The 21,069-nt window shown below is 61.5% G+C and carries 24 protein-coding genes; 21 read left to right on the forward strand and 3 right to left on the reverse strand.

Annotated elements, in window-relative coordinates:
* The 6 genes from AC07PT_RS27835 to AC07PT_RS27860 all read left to right on the forward strand — a co-directional run bounded on the left by AC07PT_RS27835 (position 1) and on the right by AC07PT_RS27860 (position 5,172).
* Entirely contained in the window at positions 1-798 is a 798-nt protein-coding gene (locus tag AC07PT_RS27835) for an enoyl-CoA hydratase-related protein (RefSeq protein ID WP_492349386.1), read from the forward strand.
* A gap of 10 nt (positions 799-808) precedes the next feature.
* Positions 809-1,798, forward strand: a complete 990-nt coding sequence (locus AC07PT_RS27840) for a Bug family tripartite tricarboxylate transporter substrate binding protein (RefSeq protein ID WP_492349387.1) — start codon at positions 809-811, stop codon at positions 1,796-1,798.
* Between the two features lie 28 nt (positions 1,799-1,826).
* On the forward strand, positions 1,827-2,696 hold the full coding sequence (locus tag AC07PT_RS27845) for an NAD(P)-dependent oxidoreductase (protein WP_492349388.1): 870 nt from the start codon (positions 1,827-1,829) through the stop codon (positions 2,694-2,696).
* A 143-nt stretch (positions 2,697-2,839) separates the two neighbouring features.
* Positions 2,840-3,592 (forward strand): helix-turn-helix domain-containing protein, encoded by a 753-nt coding sequence (locus AC07PT_RS27850; protein ID WP_492349389.1) that lies wholly within the window; start codon positions 2,840-2,842, stop codon positions 3,590-3,592.
* 284 nt (positions 3,593-3,876) lie between these two features.
* A complete protein-coding gene (locus AC07PT_RS27855) occupies positions 3,877-4,695 on the forward strand; it encodes an NAD(P)H-dependent oxidoreductase (protein WP_492349390.1) in 819 nt (272 codons plus the stop codon).
* A 12-nt stretch (positions 4,696-4,707) separates the two neighbouring features.
* Positions 4,708-5,172 carry a VOC family protein gene (locus AC07PT_RS27860; RefSeq protein ID WP_492349391.1) on the forward strand — a complete coding sequence of 155 codons (465 nt, stop codon included), beginning with the start codon at positions 4,708-4,710 and terminating at the stop codon, positions 5,170-5,172.
* 104 nt (positions 5,173-5,276) lie between these two features.
* Here AC07PT_RS27860 and AC07PT_RS27865 read toward each other — a convergent pair whose 3' ends face one another.
* Positions 5,277-5,687, reverse strand: a complete 411-nt coding sequence (locus AC07PT_RS27865) for a nuclear transport factor 2 family protein (protein WP_492349392.1) — start codon at positions 5,685-5,687, stop codon at positions 5,277-5,279.
* Between the two features lie 77 nt (positions 5,688-5,764).
* Positions 5,765-7,363 (reverse strand): bifunctional 3-(3-hydroxy-phenyl)propionate/3-hydroxycinnamic acid hydroxylase MhpA, encoded by a 1,599-nt coding sequence (gene mhpA, locus AC07PT_RS27870; RefSeq protein WP_494658847.1) that lies wholly within the window; start codon positions 7,361-7,363, stop codon positions 5,765-5,767.
* Between the two features lie 136 nt (positions 7,364-7,499).
* Between mhpA and AC07PT_RS27875 the strand changes: the two genes are divergently transcribed.
* The gene (locus tag AC07PT_RS27875; RefSeq protein WP_492349394.1) at positions 7,500-8,609 is read left to right on the forward strand and encodes an alcohol dehydrogenase catalytic domain-containing protein; all 1,110 of its coding nucleotides are present in this window, start codon (positions 7,500-7,502) and stop codon (positions 8,607-8,609) included.
* Between the two features lie 12 nt (positions 8,610-8,621).
* Positions 8,622-9,164 carry a cupin domain-containing protein gene (locus AC07PT_RS27880; RefSeq protein WP_029413709.1) on the forward strand — a complete coding sequence of 181 codons (543 nt, stop codon included), beginning with the start codon at positions 8,622-8,624 and terminating at the stop codon, positions 9,162-9,164.
* A 43-nt stretch (positions 9,165-9,207) separates the two neighbouring features.
* Here the strand turns inward: AC07PT_RS27880 and AC07PT_RS27885 are convergent, their stop codons facing one another.
* Entirely contained in the window at positions 9,208-9,795 is a 588-nt protein-coding gene (locus AC07PT_RS27885; protein ID WP_057223600.1) for an NADPH-dependent FMN reductase, read from the reverse strand.
* Between the two features lie 34 nt (positions 9,796-9,829).
* Here AC07PT_RS27885 and AC07PT_RS27890 point away from each other — a divergent pair, with 34 nt between their 5' ends.
* The 13 genes from AC07PT_RS27890 to AC07PT_RS27950 all read left to right on the forward strand — a co-directional run bounded on the left by AC07PT_RS27890 (position 9,830) and on the right by AC07PT_RS27950 (position 20,837).
* Positions 9,830-10,546 (forward strand): GntR family transcriptional regulator, encoded by a 717-nt coding sequence (locus AC07PT_RS27890; protein WP_492349396.1) that lies wholly within the window; start codon positions 9,830-9,832, stop codon positions 10,544-10,546.
* A gap of 418 nt (positions 10,547-10,964) precedes the next feature.
* On the forward strand, positions 10,965-11,825 hold the full coding sequence (locus AC07PT_RS27895) for a fumarylacetoacetate hydrolase family protein (RefSeq protein ID WP_494658848.1): 861 nt from the start codon (positions 10,965-10,967) through the stop codon (positions 11,823-11,825).
* Positions 11,826-11,914: 89 nt separating this feature from the next.
* Positions 11,915-12,886 carry a tripartite tricarboxylate transporter substrate binding protein gene (locus AC07PT_RS27900; RefSeq protein ID WP_494658849.1) on the forward strand — a complete coding sequence of 324 codons (972 nt, stop codon included), beginning with the start codon at positions 11,915-11,917 and terminating at the stop codon, positions 12,884-12,886.
* Between the two features lie 32 nt (positions 12,887-12,918).
* Positions 12,919-13,497 carry an amino acid synthesis family protein gene (locus AC07PT_RS27905; protein ID WP_492349399.1) on the forward strand — a complete coding sequence of 193 codons (579 nt, stop codon included), beginning with the start codon at positions 12,919-12,921 and terminating at the stop codon, positions 13,495-13,497.
* Positions 13,498-13,517: 20 nt separating this feature from the next.
* On the forward strand, positions 13,518-14,516 hold the full coding sequence (locus AC07PT_RS27910) for a zinc-dependent alcohol dehydrogenase family protein (protein WP_494658850.1): 999 nt from the start codon (positions 13,518-13,520) through the stop codon (positions 14,514-14,516).
* Positions 14,517-14,535: 19 nt separating this feature from the next.
* Positions 14,536-15,096 carry a VOC family protein gene (locus AC07PT_RS27915; protein WP_492349401.1) on the forward strand — a complete coding sequence of 187 codons (561 nt, stop codon included), beginning with the start codon at positions 14,536-14,538 and terminating at the stop codon, positions 15,094-15,096.
* A gap of 1,006 nt (positions 15,097-16,102) precedes the next feature.
* Positions 16,103-16,726 (forward strand): tyrosine-type recombinase/integrase, encoded by a 624-nt coding sequence (locus AC07PT_RS27920; protein ID WP_494658851.1) that lies wholly within the window; start codon positions 16,103-16,105, stop codon positions 16,724-16,726.
* A 600-nt stretch (positions 16,727-17,326) separates the two neighbouring features.
* On the forward strand, positions 17,327-17,686 hold the full coding sequence (locus AC07PT_RS27925) for a DUF6714 family protein (protein ID WP_494658852.1): 360 nt from the start codon (positions 17,327-17,329) through the stop codon (positions 17,684-17,686).
* 176 nt (positions 17,687-17,862) lie between these two features.
* Positions 17,863-18,282, forward strand: a complete 420-nt coding sequence (locus tag AC07PT_RS27930; RefSeq protein WP_494658853.1) for a hypothetical protein — start codon at positions 17,863-17,865, stop codon at positions 18,280-18,282.
* 853 nt (positions 18,283-19,135) lie between these two features.
* Positions 19,136-19,471, forward strand: coding sequence for a hypothetical protein (locus AC07PT_RS27935; protein ID WP_494658854.1), 336 nt, complete (start codon positions 19,136-19,138; stop codon positions 19,469-19,471).
* Between the two features lie 42 nt (positions 19,472-19,513).
* Positions 19,514-19,801 carry a hypothetical protein gene (locus tag AC07PT_RS27940; protein ID WP_494658855.1) on the forward strand — a complete coding sequence of 96 codons (288 nt, stop codon included), beginning with the start codon at positions 19,514-19,516 and terminating at the stop codon, positions 19,799-19,801.
* An 84-nt stretch (positions 19,802-19,885) separates the two neighbouring features.
* Positions 19,886-20,191, forward strand: a complete 306-nt coding sequence (locus AC07PT_RS27945; RefSeq protein ID WP_494658856.1) for a hypothetical protein — start codon at positions 19,886-19,888, stop codon at positions 20,189-20,191.
* 328 nt (positions 20,192-20,519) lie between these two features.
* On the forward strand, positions 20,520-20,837 hold the full coding sequence (locus tag AC07PT_RS27950; protein WP_494658857.1) for a hypothetical protein: 318 nt from the start codon (positions 20,520-20,522) through the stop codon (positions 20,835-20,837).
* Positions 20,838-21,069: the final 232 nt, after the last annotated feature.

Genomic DNA, 21,069 nt, shown 5'->3' on the forward strand with positions numbered 1-21,069 from the left:
ATGTCCTTCTTGAGCATTGAGCGCACGGGTGGGGTGGTGCTTGCCACCATGTCGGAACCTGCCACACGCAACGCGATTACCGAAAACACCGCCGTTGACGAATTCGATGCCCTGTGCGCCGAGGTCAACGCCAACCCCGCCGACAAGGTCGTGGTCATCACGGGCGCTGGCTCGGTCTTCTCCTCCGGCGGGAACATCAGCACCATGCACCGGTGCATGCAACCTGGCATGCCCTGCGAGGAGATCATCGCGGACTACGCAGAGGGCATTCAGCGCCTGCCGCAGATCATCGCCAGATTCCAGGTGCCGACCATCGCTGCGGTCAACGGCCCGGCGCTTGGAGCCGGCTGCGACCTGGCATGCATGTGCGACATCCGCATCGCGGCGGACACGGCAAGCTTTGCCGAAAGCTTCATCCACTTCGGCATCGTGCCGGGTGATGGGGGGGCGTGGCTGCTGCCTCGCATCGTCGGTGCCTCCATGGCAGCAGAGATGAGCTTCACCGGCGACGCACTGACTGCCGCACAGGCGCTTAAGGCAGGATTAGTGAGCCGTGTTGTCAAGGCCGATGCCCTGCTCGCCGAGGCGCAGGGGCTGGCGCAACGCATGGCGGCCCGCTCTGGCCCGGCCTTGCGTTTCACCAAGAAGCTGCTTCAGGAGTCGCCCCGGCAAAGCCTGGAGGCCTTGCTGGCCATGTCAGGGGCTTACCAGAGCATCTTGCACAAGACGCCAGAGCACCGCAGCGCAGTCGAGGCCTTCGAGGCTCGCCGCAAGGTCAAAAGCGCTAGCGCCCACTGAGGGACCAGGCATGCAAAGAAGAAAGACCTTCCTGCCTCTGGCCGCCATGTCAGCTTGCGCTGCCCTGGGCTTTCTGGCCTGTCCAGTGGCGGTGCACGCCGCACCTGCGTATCCCGAGAAGCCCATCCGCTTGCTGGTGCCGTTTCCTCCGGGAGGAGGTGCAGACCGTGTGGCCCGCGCCCTGACCAAGAAGCTCGAGCAGACGATGCAGGCTAGCTTTGTCATCGAAAACCGGGGTGGAGCCAACGGCACCATCGCGCTCGACGCGGTGGCCAAGTCTCCTGCCGACGGATACACGCTGGCGCTCACGCTCACGGACCACATTGCGCTCAGTCCGGCAATGTCGGACAAGCTTCCGTACGACACTTTCAAGGATTTTGCTCCGGTTGCCCTGGTTGCCTCTTACCCCTTCGTGATTGCCGCGAGCACCACGGGTGGCTCTGCGTCGATGGTCAAGGCGCTCGAATCGGCCAAGGCTGCGCCGGAGAGCCTGGCGATTGGTTTCCCGAGTGCCAACGCGCGGCTGGCCATCGAGCGGCTGCAGCGCCGGGCCGGTGTCAAGCTCAACGTCATACCGTACCGCGGCATCGCCCAGGGGCTGCCCGACCTCATTGGGGGGCGTTTGGCGTTCTGGATCGGTACCAGCGCAACGCTTCGCACGCACATCGAGGGTGGCAAGGTGCAGGGGCTTGCCATCACCTCCGCAAAGCGGTCGCCCGCCCTGCCAGATGTACCTACGGTCGCGGAACTGGGCTTTCCGGGGTTTGAGACTGTAAGTTGGTATGGGGTGCTGGCCCCGGCCAAAACGCCCACGACCATCATCGCGACGCTGAACGCGCATATCAACGCCGCGTTGAACTCCCCCGAAGTGAGGGCCGCATTCGAGGCGGATGGGGCGACGATTCTGGGCGGCTCCAGCGACCGCCTTCTGGAGACCCTGCGCGCAGATACCAGGACGCTCGGTGCCCTGGTCAGGGAACTGGGACTCAAGGCGGATTGAGTTGCCCCATATTTTGGAAAGAACGACGATGAAAATTGCAATGATTGGACTAGGCGAAGTGGGGCGCTGCTACGCCAGGGCCCTGCACGCCGCAGGGTATGAACTCAGCCTGTGCGATGCCCGGCCTGCGCCCGCGGCGGTGGGGCTGGCGCTGGATTGGGGATTGCCGGTGCATACCTCGATCGACGCTTGGCTGGCCGGCTGCGACTGGGTCTTGTCGTGCGTGACGGGTGCTCATGCGCTGGGCGTGGTGGAGCAGTGCCTGCTGCATGGCCGTCCGGGGGGCACGATTTGCGATATGACCACGGCCAGCCCGGATACGAAGCGGTCTGCGGCGAGCCGTGCACAGAACGGTTCCTTGCGCTATGTGGACGTGGCCATCATGGGGGCTATCTCCTTGAGCCTCGAGAGAACACCATTGCTGGCTGCGGGTGAGGGCTCAACGGAATTTGCGCAGCTGATGGCCAAGGCCGATGGGCGGGTCAAGGCCATTGAAGGCGGCGTCGCGGGAGATGCGATTGCGTTGAAGATCCTGCGCAGCGTGTTCACCAAGGGCATGGAGGCGCTCAGTGTGGAACTGCTGATGGCCGCCGAGAAGCAGGGGGTGCGGGAAAAGCTCTACGCGCAGCTGCGGGACATCGACGAAACGCCGCTGCGCACCTTCATCGAGATGCTGGTGCGCACCCACGTTATCCACGCACGCCGACGCTCGCACGAGGTCCACGATGCAGCCAGCGAACTGGGCAAGCATGGTATTGCTTCGGTCGTGCTGCCGGGTGTGGAGCGCCGCTTCGCGCAGACCATAGAGGCACTGGAGCGCCAGGCTCCATCCCAGGTCGAGCCCACGATTGACGAGGCCCTGGTGTGGCTGTTGGAGCAATCTGGCCAGCAGCTCTGATGTAGAACCCAGTACCCGTCCCGGGACAGGAAGCCTGGCCTGGGATGGGATGCCTACGGATGAAACTGCTGCCATCGCCACAATTTGCGTCAGAATCATTGAGGCTGGTGCAAGGCTTGCCTGGCGATGAAGGATTGCGGCGAATGCGACTCGAGAATCAAACCCTGGAATGGATAGCCCGGACCCCCGGACTGGTGGAAGAGCTGTTCGACGGGCTGCCCGATGTCCTTTTCTACATGAAGGATTCCGAGGGGCGGTACCTGTGGGCCAACAAGACCCTGATTGAGCGCAGTGGCCTGGACGGGCTGTCCGACGTGGTGGGCAAGACGGCGGACCAGCTGTTCCCGGTGTCCGGGTCCAGCACGATTGCCCAGGATCTAGAGGTGATCCGGACCGGGCACCCGATCCGCGAATTGCTGAGGCTCTACCGCACCTACAAGGGCGAGCGATACTGGTGCCTCAGCTCCAAGTTTCCCCTTCTCGACGGCACCTTGCGGGTCGTCGGGTTGGCGGGCCTGTCGCGCGATCTGCCCCGCCCCAATGAGCGCCATCGCAGCTACTACCGGCTGAACAAGTTCCTGGAGTTCATCGACGAAAGGCTTGACGAGCCGGTGCGTATAGCCGATGCCGCGGAGCATGCCTCGGTATCGATCGATACACTGGCCCGACTGGTCACAGAAGTGTTTCACATCACGCCCAAGCAGCTCTTGATGAAAAAGCGGATCGACAAGGCATGCCAGCTTCTGGAAGAGACCAATGACGCCATCACGGACATCTCCAGCGCGTGCGGCTACTCGGACCACAGTGCTTTCTCGCGGCAGTTTCGGGCAGCTACGCACATCACGCCAGCCCAGTACCGCCTTTCGCACAAGATGGTGAAGGGCACGTCCGGCTGAGCGGAAAGTGGGTCTGTCGCTCGATCGAGCGCACCGCAGGTTTGAAAGCTTGCCGGAACTGGCAATGGTTATGTGCGAAAGACAGCCCCTCGGGCCTGCAGGTTTAGCTGCGGGGTGGCTCGGCCCAAGCCCCAGGGAAGTCTGCAGTGGTGGACAGGCTCAGAAGTCCCAAGGTGTGGGCAGGTTGGGTGGCACGGGAAGGTCGCTTGACTATGCGCAAATCCGCAAAATCACACCATGAAGCCAGCTATCGTATCCAGGCCTCGCTATGGAGAATCGAGCATATGAAAATCCTCATCGTGTTTGCACATCCCGAACCCGCATCTTTCAGCGCTGCACTGAAAGATACAGCGGTCAATACCCTCACGCAACTGGGCCATGAAGTGGTCGTGAGCGACCTGTACCGCATGGGCTGGAACCCGGCCCTGGGGGCGTCCGACTTTGTGGGCGAGCGGGCCAACCTGGATTACCTGGATCTGTCCGGCGAGCAGGAGCATGCCTTTGCTACGGATGGACACTGTGCTGAAGTCAAGGCTGAGCAGGCGAAAGTTGCGGCCGCTGATATTGTCCTCTTCCACTTCCCCGTGTGGTGGTTCTCCATGCCGGCAATCCTCAAGGGCTGGGTTGATAGGGTCTTCAGTCGTGGCTTCGCTTATTCGAGCGGTCGAAAGTACGAGACGGGCCACTTCAAGGGCAAGAGAGCGATGCTGTGCATCACAACCGGCACGGCCTCGACGCTTTACGAGCCCAACGGTATTGATGGGGACCTCCACCATGTACTCTGGCCTATTCACAACGGGACTCTAGCCTACACTGGCTTTTCGGTTCTTCCCCCATTTGCAGCCTGGATGCCTGCGCGAGTGTCCGACCAGGAGCGCCAGGGCTATCTGACGGGCTATGCGGAGCGGCTGAAGGTGATTGATAGCGTAGAGCCGCTCTTTTTCCACCCGTGGAGCGACTATGACCACAGCCAGAGACTCAAGCCAGGTGTTGTGGCGAGGTCCGGCGTGCAGTGGAATCCGAGCGCCGGCCAGACGTTCGTGCAGTCGGCGCAAGAACATGCGCAGCAGTTACGCCCATCAGAACACCCGTTTCACACCTGAGGTCTCTCCAAGATGTCTGAACCCGAACGTGGCCTCTTCCGGGCCTTGCACCATGTTTGCATAGTGGTGCGAGACATCGACAGTGCCGTGGCGTACTACGAGTCTTTGGGCGTCGGTCCCTGGCAGGACTTTCCTTCTCTTGACATTTTCCGCGACGAGCTTTCCATGCCGGACGTGGATGCGTTCATGCAACTGCGCTACCGGTATTGCAACCTGGACAACATCCAGATCCAACTATGCGAGCCGGGTGAGGGGGGCACTCCTCAGCGCATCTTTCTGGACAAGCATGGAGAAGGGGTTTTCCATCTGGGCTTCACTGTGCCGAATCTGGATGCTGCCGAAGCCGACAGTTTGGCGTTGGGATTGGCTCCTTGGATGCGGGGCCGGCTCCCAGACCGCAGTGGCTTTACATATTTCGATACCCGCGACCAAGGGGCAGGTGTCACTCTGGAGATACGGGCAAACAAGCGCGTCTGAGCCGTTTTTCCACCTGTTCGCTCCTTACTGCGCTCTGTTCGGGGGAAAATGGGGAAAAACATCGCACATACGTCATGTTTCTTCTGACTCTAGCCCGCTGTGGATCAAGTGATACTCATCTCGATTGGCGTGGTCTGGAACGCAATCTGCTGCCACGTTCTGCCGTCCGCCTGCGTCCATACCTGCAGCACGCGCGAGTCGATGCGCACGGTGCCGGTACCGTCCTTGCGCACGGCCACCAGCAGCTGGCGGCCGGTCATTACGGCGCTGGTGCCGAGCACCTGCACCTTCAAGTCGGACCGGTCGATTTGCTGATAGTCGACGTGCGTGCCGCCGGAGCGGAAGTAGCTGTCGTAGTCGTCGGTCTGCCCCTTGGCATGCACATGGGTCAGGCCAGGGTGCAGGATCTCGCGTAGCCGCGCAAAGTCGGCGCGCTTCATGGCGTCGCAGCGCTGGGCCTCCAGGTCCAGCAGTAGGGCTTCGGCGTCGGAGGGGGAGTCGGTGGGGGATGTCATGGGAGCCTGTTGTGTTAAAAGCCCGGAGGGCGGTGGCGGTACTGTTCAGCGGGACACTGCGGAATGCTGCGGAGTTGTCACGAGACGGTTGCTGCCTGCACCGTGAGGTGCTCGCAGGCGCGCTGCAGCAGCTCGGTGGTCTGTGCCGCACCTTGTGCGACGCCGTAGACGATGTGATCGGGCCGCACCAAGGCCGCGCTGCAGCCGTGCTGGCCGAACCAGTGCGCAAGGATGCCGTCGGCCTCATGCAATGCCTGCACACCGGCCACCGCGCGCGTGGTGGTGTCGATGCATGCCACCTGCGCCTGCAGCCGCTGCAGCGCGTCGGTCCATTGCGCCAACTGTTCTGCCGAGGGCGTATCGCGCAGGACCAGTACGAAACCGTGGCCCAGCAGGTTGTCCATCATTTGCTCATGACCCGCCGTGCCGATCTGGCAGACCGGCTGTGGGAACTGCGTTCCCATCGGTGCTTCATCGCGGTCGATGAGGCCGTGGTGCACGCCAGGCAGCAGGCTCTGGCGCAGTTGCATGCGCACCTGGTGATCTTGTTGGGCGCGCAGGTGCTCGTCGCGCTCGCGGGCCCGGGTGGGGTCGCGCTCGCAGATGATCTGCCCCAGGCGCTTGACGGTGGCCGTGACGGCCTCCACCTGCGGGCCGCGTTCTGTGCCGTAGCTGTCCAGCAGCTCGTCACCCGCATGGCCCTTGAGCACCCAGTCGAGCTTCCACGCAAGGTTGGCGGCATCGCGCAGGCCCTGGCACATGCCCTGGGCCAGAAAGGGCGGCATCTGGTGGGCACTGTCCCCCGCCAGCAGCACCGAACCCCGTCGCCACTGCTCCAGCACCACGGCGTGGAAGCGATATGTGGCGGCGCGCCAGATGGTCGCATCCCCCGATGCGAGCCAGGGCGCCAGCAGTTGCCAGATGGCTTCGGGCGGCATCTCGCGCTGCTCGGCCTCGTGCGGCAGCAGCAGAAACTCCCAGCGCCGGTGCGTACCCGGCCCGACGACGTAGGTGCAAGGCCGTGCCGGGTTGCAGTACTGGATGTTGGTGTCGGGCAGCCGGGCCAGCACGGATTCGTTTACATGCATGTCAATCACGATCCAGGGCTCGTCAAAATCCAGGCTCTTGAGGCGCAGGCCCAGGCGCTTGCGCGTGGGGCTGGTGCCCCCATCGCAGGCCACCACATAGCGCGCATGCACTTCGCGCGGGCTGCCGCCGGCTGCCTGCACCTTGAGCGCCACGCCTCCATGTGTCTCCTGGACATCGGTGACCTCGTGGCCCAGATGCACCTTCACGTTGGGTAGTGCGCCTACTGCCGCACGCAGCGCGGTCTCCAGCGCTGGCTGGTTGAAGGTGTACGACGGTGCCCAGGCCAGCGGGTAGGGCGCAGGTCCCATGTCGAAATGCTGGATGGGCTGGCCGTCTGCGCCCTGGTAGATGGTGGGGCGGTAGGACGTGATGTGCGCTGCCAGCGCGCCGCTAATGCCGATCTGCTGGAAGGTGCGCATGGCCTCATGGTCTAGCGCAAAAGCACGGGGCAGGGGGTAGATCTGCTCAGACTTATCAAAGACCGCGACGCGGCACCCGCGCTGCCCGAGCAGGGCGGCCATGGATGCGCCCACGGGCCCGAAGCCGATGATGGCGACGTCTACAGAAGAGGGGATGTGGCTGGTCATGGTGTATTTAATGCAATAAATGCGAATTGTGCATAAAAAAATAAAATGTGCATTAGGGGTTGATCCTGATGTCGGTGTCCGTGCTTCGATTGAAAAATGCACAAAGATGAATTTGTGCATCTAACAAGGAGACGATATGTCGATGATGAAAGCGGCCCGCCTGCACCAGGTCGGCGCCCCCATGGAGATCGAGCAATTGCCCATCCCTCAGCCTGCGGCCAACGACGTGCAGGTGCGCGTCCGGGCCTGCGGCATCGTGCCCAACCTGGGCAACATCCTGGCCAACTGGACCACATGGTTCCCGGAGCTGCCCTTGCCCCCGCTGCCGGCCGTCTTCGGGCTCGACCCCGCGGGAGAAGTGACGGCGGTAGGCTCCCATGTGCATGCCTGGAAGCCGGGCGACCGCGTCTACGTGAACCCCAGTCTGTACTGCGGCGGCTGCCGCGCCTGCCGCAACGGCGACCTGATCAACTGCACGCACTATGCGTTCAGCGGCTACTTCGGTTTCTCGCAGAACTCGCTCAAGCTCTATGAGAACTATCCCAACGGCGGTCTGGCCGAGTACATGATCGCCCCGCAGTACGCGCTGGTAAAGCTGCCCGATAACGTGGGCTTCAACGAGGCGGCGCGCTTCGGCTACCTGGGCACCATGTACTCTGCCATGCGCAAGGCAGGCGTGGGGCCGGGCAAGAGCGTGCTCATCAACGGCATCAGCGGCACGCTGGGCATTGGCGGCGCACTGTTCGGGCTGGCCATGGGCGCCACCCGCATCCTGGGCACGGGTCGCAACCAGGAGCTGCTGGACCGGGTCAAGGCGCTGGCGCCCGACCGCATCGAGGTGTTCTCGAATGCCGACGGCGGTGCTATCGACACCTGGGTAAAGTCGCGCACCGAGGGCCTGGGGGTCGATACCTTCTTCGACGCGCTGGGCCCCGGCGCCTCGCACGAGACGCTGCAGCAGGGCGTGCGCGCCCTCAGGCGCGGCGGGCGGGCCTACAACATCGGCGCCATTGCCGGCATGGTGGGCATGGACCTGCACACCATGATGGACGAGCAGCAATCCATCGAAGGCTCGGCCTGGTTCACCGCGGGCGAGGGCCAGGACATTGCGGACATGGCCGAGGCGGGCACGCTCGACCTGTCGGTCTTCGAGCATGTCTGCTATCCGCTGGACCGTATCAACGAGGCGATCTCGGGCATTGCGGGGCGCAATGGCGGGTTCAGCAATTTCGTCATCAATCCCTGAGAGGTGCCCACCATGCAAATCAGGCGAATCGTCGCGGGGGTCGGTGCCAACGGCCGCTCGCAGGTGTTCACGGACGGCGTGGCGCCGCGTGCCGTGGAGTTCGAGAGCGCACAGGGCTTTGCCGCTGCCTTGCTGTGGGCCACCTCGGCCGGCGAGGTGCTGGGCCAGGGGGCGGTGGCCGACCGCACTGGGCAGACCGGTTTCGTGCCGGCAGCGGGCGAGACGCTGCTGATGTTCGTCACCTTCCCGCCGGACGCGGTGATGATGCGCGCGGATTTCGACGGTGCGGCCTTTGGTGCGGAGTTTGCGCAGAAGGTGCCGGGCCTGGCCGAGCGATTCGAGCAGGATCACCCGGGCATGCACACCACCGAGAGCATCGACTACGACGTGGTGCTGGAGGGCGAGATCACGCTGGAGCTGGACGACGGCGCCCAGGTGCTGCTGCGCCGGCACGACGTGGCGGTGCAGCACGGCAACCGGCACGCCTGGCGCAACCACACCGACCAGCCTGCCACGATGCTCTTCGTGCTGATGGGGGCGCGGCGGCCAGGTTGAAGGCCATGACGGGGCTTGCAGGGGCGGCAGGCCCCTGCGTGCATCACGCCTGCTGGCGCGCGGCCTGGAGCCAGCGGATCTCGCCGAGCAGGTCCACAAGGCCGGCCTGGATGAAGCCCAGGGTCGGCTCGTCCACCAGGCGGCCGTCTTGGATGCGGCTGGCCACGCCTGCGATGGCGATATGCTGGCGCACCAGCGGCCGGGCCAGCGTGGCGGCCAGGGCATCGCGGATCTGCGCTTGCGCGCGCACGCCGCCGGCCGTGCCGGGCGATGCGGTCATGACCAGCACCGGCTTGCCCTTGAGCGGCGAGGCGAAGCCCGGGCGCGATGCCCAGTCGATGGCGTTCTTGAGCACGCCGGGGATGCCGTAGTTGTATTCGGGCGAGCAGATCACCAGGCCGTCCGCAGCCGCGATGGCAGCCTTGAGTTGCGCGACTGCGGCCGGTGGGCTGTCGCCATCGAGGTCGGCGTTGTACATGGGCACGTCGTCCAGCGGGAACAACTCCAGCGTGGCTGTGGGTGGTAGCAGCGGTGTGAGGCTGCGCAGCACGGCCGTGCAGTGCGATGCGCGGCGGATGCTGCCCGATATGGCAACGAGGCGGGTGGGGGCGGCGTTCGGGTTGGCGGTCACTGGGGTTTGCTCCTTCTTTCAATTGTTTGAGTTTATGCATAAAATTCAAAACATGTACAAAAAAGAAACGCCCACGCGCACACCGCCCCTGGTTGACCAGGCGTTTGCACAACTGCGCCACGATGTGCTCAGCGGTACCTACGGTGCCGGTGCCAAGCTCAAGCTCGACGAGCTGCAGACGGCGTATGGCTTTTCCAGCAGCCCGCTGCGCGAGGCCCTGAGCCGCCTGGCCCAGGAGGGCCTGATCCGGGCCGACGAGCGGCGCGGCTTTCGGGTGGCCGCCATTTCGGAAGAAGACCTGGCCGACATCACCCGCATGCGCGTGATGCTGGACGTGCAGGCGCTGCGCGAATCCATCGCCCATGGCGACGATGCGTGGGAGGCCTCTGTGGTGGGTGCCTACCACCGGCTTGAAAAAGTGGAAGGCCGCCTGGGCGATGGGCCGGTCATCCTGGACAACGATTGGACCGAATTGCACACCGCCTTCCATACCGCGCTGATCTCAGCCAGCCCGTCCGAGCGCCTGCGCACCTGGAGCGCCAGCCTGTTCGACCAGGCCGAGCGTTATCGCCGCTACTCGGCCCGCTTTCGCAAGACCTCGCGGCGCAAGTCGAACGAGCACCGCAAGCTCATGGACGCCACGCTACGCCGCGATGCGGACACCGCCTGCGCGCTGCTTGAAGAGCACATCCTGAGCACCCAGCGCAATGTGATGGCGGTGCTGGCCCAGGTCGAGCAGCAGGAGGGCTGAGCCTGCGGCCAGGGCTGAAGGGCTCCTGGCTGTCCCAGCATCCAACTGACCGGTAGCGGGCTGCACGCCCCGCCTACATGCCCTGGCGGCCATCGCGGCCCCGCGCATCCCTTTCAGCCTTTCTCTTCGCGCACCCCCAGCGCATCCGCGCCAACGCAGCCCAGGCGCCACGCCGCTGCCTGCCTGGCGAACGCGGGGTCGGATGCCGGCCACCCGCAACTTTCCCCCCTGTTGATTACCTGAGGCGCCGCCGCTGGCAGGCACTTTCGCGCCTCACAAATTTTGTGCTTGGTGTAAACCACTATGCATTTGCATTGTTTTATGCATAAAAATAACATCATGCACAAACTCTGCGGCTGGAAATATTCACTCCGGGTCGCCGTTCTTTTCACCTCTCCCATCCCTTTGAAGGAAACCCATGAAACTGATGTCCTACTCGATCACCGGCCGTGAAACCTGGGGCGTTGTCGTCGACGATGGTGTGGCCGAACTGGCGGCGCGCACGGGCCATGCCACGCTGGCCGACTTCATCGCCAGCCCCGACTTCGCGCGCCGCGATGCGCTGGTGGCCGGGCTGGGTGCCGATGCGAATCTGGCCGACGTGGTGTACCTGCCCGTGATCCCCCGCCCCGAGAAGATCGTCTGCGCGGTGCGCAACTACATGGACCACCACCAGGAGGTGCTGGCCGCTGGCATGCAGCGCGAGCTGTCGGAGCAGCCGCCGATCTTCTTGCGCGTATGGCGCTCGCAGACACCGCACCAGGGCCCCATCGTGCGTCCGCACGTGTCGGAGTCGCTGGACTGGGAGGGCGAGCTGGCAGTGGTCATCGGCAAGGAAGGCCGCGACATAAGCGAGGCCGATGCCTGGGCGCACATTGCAGGCTACAGCTGCTACAACGATGCCGGCGTGCGCGAATGGCAGTTCCACGCCAAGCAGATCGCATCGGGCAAGAACTTCGAGTCCACCGGCGCCTTCGGCCCCTGGATGGTGACGGCCGACGAGATCGCCCCCGGCCGCGAGCTCAAGCTGGAGACGCGGCTGAACGGTGCCGTGGTGCAGTCCAGCCACACGGGCCACATGATTTTCTCCATCCCCCGCCTGATTGCCTACGCCTCCACCATCTTCACGCTGGTGCCCGGCGACGTGATCATCACCGGCACGCCGGCCGGTGTGGGCTGGAGCAAGAAGCCACCGCAGTTCATGAAGCCCGGTGACGTGGTGGAGGTGGAGATCGAGGCCATCGGCCTGCTGCGCAACCCGGTGGTCGCGCAGGCCTGAGCGTTGCCACTCCCCAGATCCCATCCATCCATCACCAACGGGTAGAGCACCAGGCCCCAAGACGGCCGCCGCCCATGGAGACAAGCACCATGAACAGAAGACACCTGCTGGCTGCCTGCAGCGCGGCTGCCGTTGCCTGGCCGGCATTGCCGGCCCTGGCCCAGGCCTACCCGGAGCGGGCCGTCAAGCTCTACCAGGGCTTTGCGCCCGGCGGCAATGCCGATGCCATCGCCCGCGCGGTGGGCATGGAGATGGCCCGTGCGCTGGGCCAGCCCGTGGTGGTGGAGGCGCAGTCCGGCGCGGGCGGCACCATTGCCGCCACCACCGTGGCGCGCGCCAAGCCCGACGGCTACACACTGCTGCTGGCCACCGGTGGGCATGCGGTGGCGGGTGCGCTGTACAACACGCTGCCCTACAAGTCGGTGGCCGATTTCGAGATGGTCTCCACCGTCACCTACTTTCCCTTTCTGGTGGTGGTCAACACCAACTCCAGGGTGCAGGGGCTGCGCGAGGTGATCGCCGGCGCGCAGGCCGCGCCCGGCACGGTGGCCTATGGCACGGCGGGGGTGGGCTCCACCCACCACCTGGCCGGCGAGCTGCTGGCCAAGCTGGCGCGGGTAAACCTGCTGCACGTGCCCTACCGGGGCGATGCCGCCTCGCTCACCGCCTTGCTCGCGGGGGACGTGCCCTTCATCATCGCACCGCCCACGGCGGTGATGGCCAACATCCAGGCCGGCAAGTTGCGCGCCATTGCCACCACCGGCGCGCAGCGCTGGCCGGGCCTGCCCAACGTGCCCACCGTGGCCGAGCAGGGCGTGGCCGGCTATGACGTGCGCTCGTGGGCCGGCCTGATGGCACCGGCCGGCACGCCCCGGGCCGTGGTGGATCGCCTGAACGCCGAAGCCCTGCGCGCGCTGCAGGCGCCCGCCGTGCGCCAGCGGCTGGAGGACATGGGCGGCGAGGCGCGCGGCAGCACGCCCGAGGAGATGAAGGCCATGGTCAGCCACGAGCTCGAAAAGTGGCAGCAGGTGGTGGCCGATGCCAAGATACCGAAACAATGAACGACCGAAGAATTCACTGAAAGACTTTTCGCATGACTCTGATCGCCATCCGCAAACGCAGCCTCAGCATTGAAACCATCTACCACGAAGGCGGCCCGCCAGCCCAGCAGCCGCTGCGCGTGGCTGCGGCCTGCGCGGTGATTCACAACCCCTATGCCGGCCGCTACGAGCCGGACCTGCTGCCCTTCATGGCCGAGTTGCGCAGCCTTGGGACCCTGCTGGCGCAGGAGCTGGTGGACACCCTGGGCAAGGACAACGTGCAGGCCTACAGCAAGGCGGCCATCGTCGGCGTCAACGGCGAGCTGGAGCATGGCGCGGTCTGGCACGAGGCGGGCGGCTGGGCCATGCGCCAGGTGCTGGGCGAGCCCAAGGCCATCGTGCCTGCGGCCAAGGCCGTGGCGGCCACGGGCTACCGGCTGATGGTGCCGCTGCACTACATCCATGCGGCCTATGTGCGCAGCCACTTCAACAGCACCGAGGTGGGCATACAGGACGCACCGCGCCCCAACGAGATTTTGTTCGCACTGGTGATGGCCAATGGCGGGCGCGTCCACTCGCGCCTGGGCGGGCTCACGCGCGAGCAGGTCAGCGTGCACGACGGGCAGCGCTGAGCATGGCAGCACACACCACCATGACGATGAAGGCTGTGCAGCTGCATGTCACCGGCGGCCCCGAGGTGCTGTCGCTCGTGGACCTGCCCGAGCCCAAGCCGGGCCCTGGCGAAGTGCGCGTGCGCGCCCACGCCATCGGCGCGGGCGGGCCGGACGTGCTGATCCGCAACGGCACCTACAAATGGATGCCCCCGCTGCCCGCCGTGTCCGGCAATGAGCTGGCCGGTGTGGTGGATGCCGTGGGCCCGGGCGTGGACCGCCTGGCCGTGGGCGAGCGCGTGCTGGTCAGCGCGCGCGAGCTGTCCCAGCGCGGAGGCTGCTACGTGCAGGCCATCTGCGTGGCCGAGGCCGTGCCTTTCGTGTTGCCAGAGAGCATTGCGTTCGACGACGCAGTGAGCCTGGGCAACTTCCAGCTCGCGCTGGCGCTTCTGGCGAGTAACGGCAACCTGCCGGCGCAGGCCATCCTGGTGCCTGGCGCGGCCGGCGGCGTGGCCACGGCGCTGGCGCAGGTGGCGCGCTCGCGCGGGCTGCGCGTGATCGGCACGGCATCCAGCCCGGAAAAGCGCGCCTTCGCGCTGGAGAACGGAGTCACCGACCTCGTCGATGGCGATGACGTGCAGACCCTGCCGCAGCGCGTGATGGAGCTCACCGGCGGGCGGGGCGTGGACCTGGCCTTCGACCATGTGGGTGCGGCGCTCTTTATCGCCTGCCTGCGCTCGCTGGCGCCCTCGGGCATGGCGGTGTCGTACAACATCCTTGCCGGCCCGCCGTCGAGCGACGTGTTCGACGAGCTGCGCAAGCTCCTGGCCAAAAGCCTTGCCATCCGCACTTTCTCCATCCATGCGGTGGATGCCGACATCGCGCAGCGCCGCGGCCTGATGGAGCAGGCCATTGCGCTGATGGCCAGCAGCCAGGTGCGCGCACCGCGCGCCATGCGCCTGCCGCTGGCGCAGGCCCGCCAGGCGCACGAGCTGCTGGACAGCGGTGGCACGCTGGGCAAGCTCGTCCTCATCCCCTGACCCCATGGAGGCCGCCACCATGAATCCACCCTACAGCGCCAACCTCTCGCACTGTGGCATCTTCTGCCGCGACCTGGAGGTGATGAAGCGTTTTTACACCGGCGTGTTCGATATGCAGGAGACCGACCGGGGCGAGGGTGTCACCTTCCGCTTCGAGATCGTGTTCCTGAGCGGGCGCGACGACCAGCACCATCAACTGGTGCTGGCCGGCGGGCGCGGGGCCGATGCGCCCAGCACGGTGATGCAGTTGTCCTTCAAGGTCCAGACCCTGGACCACCTGCGCGAGGCGCGCCGCCGGGCCCTGGCCCTGGGCGCGACGAAGATGCGCGGCCTGAACCACGGCAACGCGATCTCCATCTACTGCATGGACCCTGAAGACAACACCGTGGAGGTGTACCTGGACACCCCCTGGTACGTGAGCCAGCCCCACGGCGACCCGCTGGACCTGGACCAGGACGACGAGGCCATCTGGGCCCAGACCGAGGGGGTGGTGCGCACCGACCCGAGCTTCATGCCGGTGGAGGAATGGGCGGCGCGATTTGCAGCACGCAGCAAGGTCGTTAAGACTGCATCGACCTAACGTCCATAGTTCACGCGTTGCTTTTGTGTGCCGATTGATGCTGAGGAGTGCAGGCCAGCTAAAAGTCAGCGGGCGTGGCATTGTTTTGTTCGCCGGAGTTGTCAACACCTATTTTTGGAGCTTCTCCATTCTTGGGCGTCTCTCTATTGGCCAGCCCCGCACCTTGCAAGACCGTCTGGGCGCAATGACCCACTCGGCATTCGGGACGCCACTTCAGACTGGGTGAATCGCCCCGGGGCGATTCACAGAGCTTAGGCAAAGAGGTGTCCATCATGCTGCCAGCGCCACGTCCCCGGCACATTGGATGTTGACTGACTACGGTTTGGTCATGAACTTGGCGGAAGGTGTGTTGCTGAGTCCAATCGAGTCGGCACTGTCTTCTCTTCTGGATATCTGGCCGGAAAATGGAAGTAGGAAGGTTCTCTCTGTCAGCTGGTATCCATCAAGGCTTTGGCATCCTAGGCGAGTGGTCGTGTTCAAGCCCGGATCTTGGACACACATGCTTTGCATACAGGAGTAGTAGAAAGGCTTCGTTTAGACCGCCGCGAGCCGTACTTGAGTTGTTACTGCAGCGCACCAAGAGGAGTTTACGACTTTAGATTGACGGACAGTTGGCTGGGCAGTGCGCTGGGCCGCATGGATGCTGGGCCGGGGTTTACGACTTCAATTACCCAGAATAGTGTGACTCCAACAAATAAAGTGCGTCGGGCACAAATAAAGTTCATCGGGGAAATTTCACATTAAAAAATGCAAAAGCGCCTCAACTGAGGCGCTTTTTTTTGTCAGCTCACAAGGCTATGGGGGAGTTGGAGGGGCTGCTTCAGGCTGATTGCTGTCGGTTGAATTGCACCCCTCGAGTGACTGCTGTGATCACAAGCGGACGATGACAAACATCGCTGCAAGCCCCTCCCTGGTGGCGAATCTGACACTACCAGTGTGGGTGAGAGTGGACAAATGAATCGAGAAGGTGCACGTTGGGTGTACCTCAGCTCAATGGGAGATCATCATGGAATCTCTTCCTGGCGTTGTTCATCGTGAGCCATGGAACAAGGGCAAGATCGTTGGGCAGAAAGCACCATTCAAGCCCAAAGACATCTGGGCGCTGCGTGTGCGTCTTCAGATGGAAGACCGGGTGCGCGAGCTCGCGCTATTTAACCTGGGAATTGACTGCAAGCTGCGTGGATGTGACCTGGTAGCTCTCAAGGTTCGAGATGTCTGCCATGGTGATCAAGTCGCTTCACGAGCCCTCGTCATGCAACAAAAAACCCAGCGTCCCATCCAATTCGAAATCACGGCAACCACACGTGAAGCGCTCCAAAAGTGGATCAAAGTCGCGGGTCTGAAGTCAGAGGACTTTTTGTTTCCCAGCCGACTTCACAATTCACCGCATCTCGGGACACGGCAGTACGCGCGTATTCTCGTGAGTTGGGTAAAGCAACTCGGCTTGGACCCAACAGAATACGGCACACACTCGATGCGGCGCACCAAAGCCACCCTCATCTACCGCAGAACCAAGAATCTACGGGCGGTTCAGCTATTGCTTGGACATTCGAAGCTTGAGTCGACAGTCCGATACCTCGGAATCGAAGTTGATGATGCGCTTGAGCTTGCTGAACAGACCGAGATCTGAAAAGGCGGTACAAGGCTGGCCTACCAACTTGAGGGAGTGCCGTGATCTTGCTCTCAATAGGACCCGACCCCAACCTGCCCTCCGAACCTGTTTTAACCAAGCCACAGTTTTGGACTCAAGCAGAAGCCTCCAACTGGTAGGTGCCTGATACGATGTTGAGAACGGCCAAGGGGGGCTACGGGAGCGGCTGCAAAATGAAAACTGGGATGCATATCGGTTTTTCCGTGGCATCGGGCTTGCCGGTGCTTTGCGCAGTCTTAACTGGGTTGTTCTACTACCTTTTCTTCTTCACAGATTGGGGCAACTTCTCACATGGCGGCGGCCCAGTCGACCATGCGCTCCTGAGTGCCGTCACTGTTGTTGTTGCGTACCTGTGTCTCAAAGTTGCCCGGTCACGTCAGGCCATGTGGGAACGAGTGGTTGCAGTGGTCTTCGGAATTCCCCCTGCTTTAGCGACGATCACGCTTCTGTTTAGTGCCTGTCGAACAATCTTTGGGCGATGAACTACGGGGCTTCATTCGGCCAGAAGCTGCCTGTCACAACCAGCGGCTTTTGAGCGAAGTTGATTTGTGTACGATGGCCTGAATTCCTGCAGATGACATGATTTCGACCGACCTCAGCAAGATGCTTTTCGACGCCTTTGCGGATGACATCGCCCTCAATCCAGAGGTAACTTTGCGTGGCGGCAACCACCTTGACGACCATTGCGACCCGCCGCCATACGATCCTGTCGCCGACAAAGTTTCCGACGATTACATGGAGTCCTTCCACTGGGGAGTCGCACATCTTGATTCAGCTTCTTGGAGGCACTACCTGCCACAATTGGCCGACTATGTGGTTCGTCATTTCAACCAGGGAACACTCGTCGGTGAAGTAACCATCGCCAGTCTTTGTGCCCCGGACCGAGATCCACCAAGGCTCGCGACATTGACTCCTAGACAGGAGTCAGGCGGTGACTGAGTTTCTTGAATTTCTGGCTTTCACTGATGGGTCGGCGCACCAAGACGACGCGTGCCGCGCAATTGACGAATGGTGGTCCCCAAACGCGATGTATCGAATCAGGCCAGACTCTGCGATCTCGCAGAAAATTCCGTGATCGGCCACAACCGGACATTACTAGGGGAGCCTCAAGCATCATGTTCAAACGCCTTCCATTTCCGTGGTCCTATGTGTTGGAGACCTTGCTCACCGTCCCTCTACTCTTAAGTTTCTATCTGGTCATAGCTTTTCTTGCCTCAGAGCCAGCGGCAGCGCTGCGGGCAACCGGCAAAGCGATTCCTGCGAGCTGGGAAGCGGTAGTTCCCAACCACGGTGGCTATCTCCCTGGATTTCTGCCCAGCGAGCACCCGGCGTTCTGCGCTGCATCGATTGCAGCATTTGGTGCGTTTGCCTTTATCGTGCTGCAGCTCCGAAATGCGCAAGCAGCCCAACTGCGTGACGCATCACCACAAGATGTGCGCCGCCACAAGATTGCTCGGTTCTTCAATATTGCAGCCTTCGCGGTGATGGTCTGGCTTCAACTTACGCAGGTACTGCCTCGCATTGCAGCGGCGTAACTTTGGTGTTGAGCATCCATTGCCCTTTAGCGCTACTGACTAGCATTGCAGCAATCCCTCCTTCGTGCATCTTCGGATGATTGCTTTTCTGGTCTTGGCAAAGACATCTTTGGGCCCACCACCGCCATCTGAGGTAGGGCGGAATTCGGCCAGGAGCGGACATCGGGAGCAGCTTTTGAACAACTCAAAGAACGTTTGAAAAATAATCAAACGCGGCAAACTCCCCGGCCAAATCGCTGATGATGTCCTTCACTGGCTACTTGAAGGCAAGGACGTCGCGCTTCGTCTTACTCCAATGGAGTCGGACGTCGGAACGGCTGCGCTGGATGGCAAAATGATAATTAAGAAAACCCGGGCCGTGTTAAGAAAGCGTACAAGAGACGCTGTCAAAAGAGAGCTGGAGTGACAGTCCGCTTTGGATTCAGGTTAGCCGCACTCGATACGACAGATTGGCAAGGAGCCGACATTCGGCTTCGTTCGACAGTAACGTTCTTTTAGGGTGATAGATGTGAGAAAGACGTATGTTCGGCTCACTGACGAGGAGAAAGAAGCTCAAGGGCGGGCTCGGTGGCTCTGCATGGACTGCAGCAAAGACACGTTCACGAGCGAGGAGTACTACATGCTTTGGTACCGTGTCTGGCGGTCCATCAATTACAAGATAGATGGCATGCTTTGCCTCGATTGTGTTGAGCTTAGACTTGGTCGAAAGTTGGTTTCACGGGACTTTAGTAAAGCCCCGATAAACGAAATGCAAGCTCGATCGTGCCCTAATTTGGCATTACGACTGGGTCGTTCATGACGGACAACGGCCAGGAGCGGCCGTTGACTGCGCTCATCAAACTACTGTCGAAAAATGAATCCACGTCGCGTTCATGAACTCATGCGTGCTCACTTTGCAGCAGAAGGTGCTGCAGAGGTGGAGTGGACTAATCTAGTTGACGAACATGGTCTTCTCATCGAAGACCGGGCACAAGTTGTGCTGCTGTCGCATTTCATGGAGCGAGGCGTTCAAGCGGTGCTGATAGAGGCTCATCGGAAGTTGGGTGACTATTTGCCCATTGATACAGTCATCCCCTACCTGAGAGACAAGGTATGCCGCAGCACCATCCGAATCGCGAATCGTGAGTTCACAGTTTTTGCAGAGGTAGCAAACAACGGCGTGGGGCGAGGTTGGCATGCGCCTCAGTAGGCGGAATTCGGCCAAAAGCAGACATTAAAAAGGGGAGCTTGAATGCTGAAACTTTCAGCTTTTCAATTTAAATGCTGTGCAGTCGCATCAGTTGGCGTTGTGGGGCTTATTGCGGCAGCGATACTGAACGGTTACCACCACAGGCCATATATACCACTGCCGCCGATTCGTACCGCGATACTTTGTGCGACCTTAACAGCAGGGATTTACGTAGCTCTAAATGCAGCCAAATATTCCAAAACCACGACTGGTAGAGGTGCCTTTTTCCTTCTTGCATTGTTTTACACGGTGCTTGGTCTTAGCTTTGTTTGGAAGGCCTTTTTTAAGTGAGGTGGCAACTTCAACGACTGCTTAGGGTCCACCTGCGCCCTCCGATGTAGGGCAGAATCCGGCCAGAAGCAGACATTTAAGATCATGACCAAATCGGAGTTCGCAATCCTTATCCTTTGGGTCATGCTGCCGCCTTTACTGGTCGGTGGTATTTTGATGTGGAGGCTCAAGCGTGGGATTCGTCCTCAGATTGCCTTTGTGCTGCTATCGGTGATCATGACGGTTGCTATTTTGCTGCTCGGCCCGAATTGGCTTGGTCCCTACATCGGATTGCACGACGTCGAATTTCTGGAGCATCACATGATGTGGTCTCCACTTGGTTGGGTTTGTGCGGCAACAGCTTGGCTCGTGGCTGCCTTTCTATCGCTCCACAACAAAAGGATTTCCTGATGGGTTGCCCAACACTTCTTTTGCTTGAACGCCCTGGCTGAATCCGGCCAGGAGCGGTCTTCGGTGATAGCGATGCGGGCCCTCCCGCTTAACGAGAGGTATGACAGGTGAGGTTCGATTGCGGTGCCCAGTTCAGCCTACGGTGGCACCTAGTGTCTCCTGCCCCATGGGAAGGGCTGAATAAACTAGACACTGCATGCGTCACATCTGGGTGCTGGCCATTGGTAATTGGACCGTATATCGAGTGTATTGCTCAATTTTGCTGACGTTCTACATGCGTATACCAATATTCAATTTATGATACCTTCGACTGTCAAACGAGATTTCTATGGAACACTTTGATTGTTGCGTTACGTGTAGATACTTTCGCCGAGATGCCCCACCCGGAACTCCCGTTGATGCCAAGCAAAAGATGTGGTGTGTAAAGCACGAAAGAATTTTGAATGGTGATTTTCAGACCAAGAAATCACCTATTTGCCGAGAATATTCTCCGGAAGAGGGTGAAGGTAGCGAGTGGTTATATGTGATCGAAAAATTTCCTGCTGGTGAAATTTGGTCATTCGAACTTTATCTTCCGTCAGAAAAGTTGGTTGAAATTAAAAATCTCAAACCTGTGGATCCACTGAGCGGGAATTTCGTTGATTAATCCCTTGGCAAAAATCCAGCCATCCTCGCTATTGGGTCCCCTTTTTTGTAGACGAGGGATTTAGTCATTTCTCTTCCTGCTCTTTCAGCGTTTTCGATTAATTAACTACAATGGATCGACGGCAGCTTTGGGGGAGTTTGTCCAACGGCTGCTTCGGGCGGCGGATTCAACCGGTCGATGCAACACACTAGCAGTGCACGTTGTGCAAGGAGATTCGTGTGAAGCAAAGACC

Source organism: Curvibacter sp. GW821-FHT09D12, assembly GCF_059416245.1.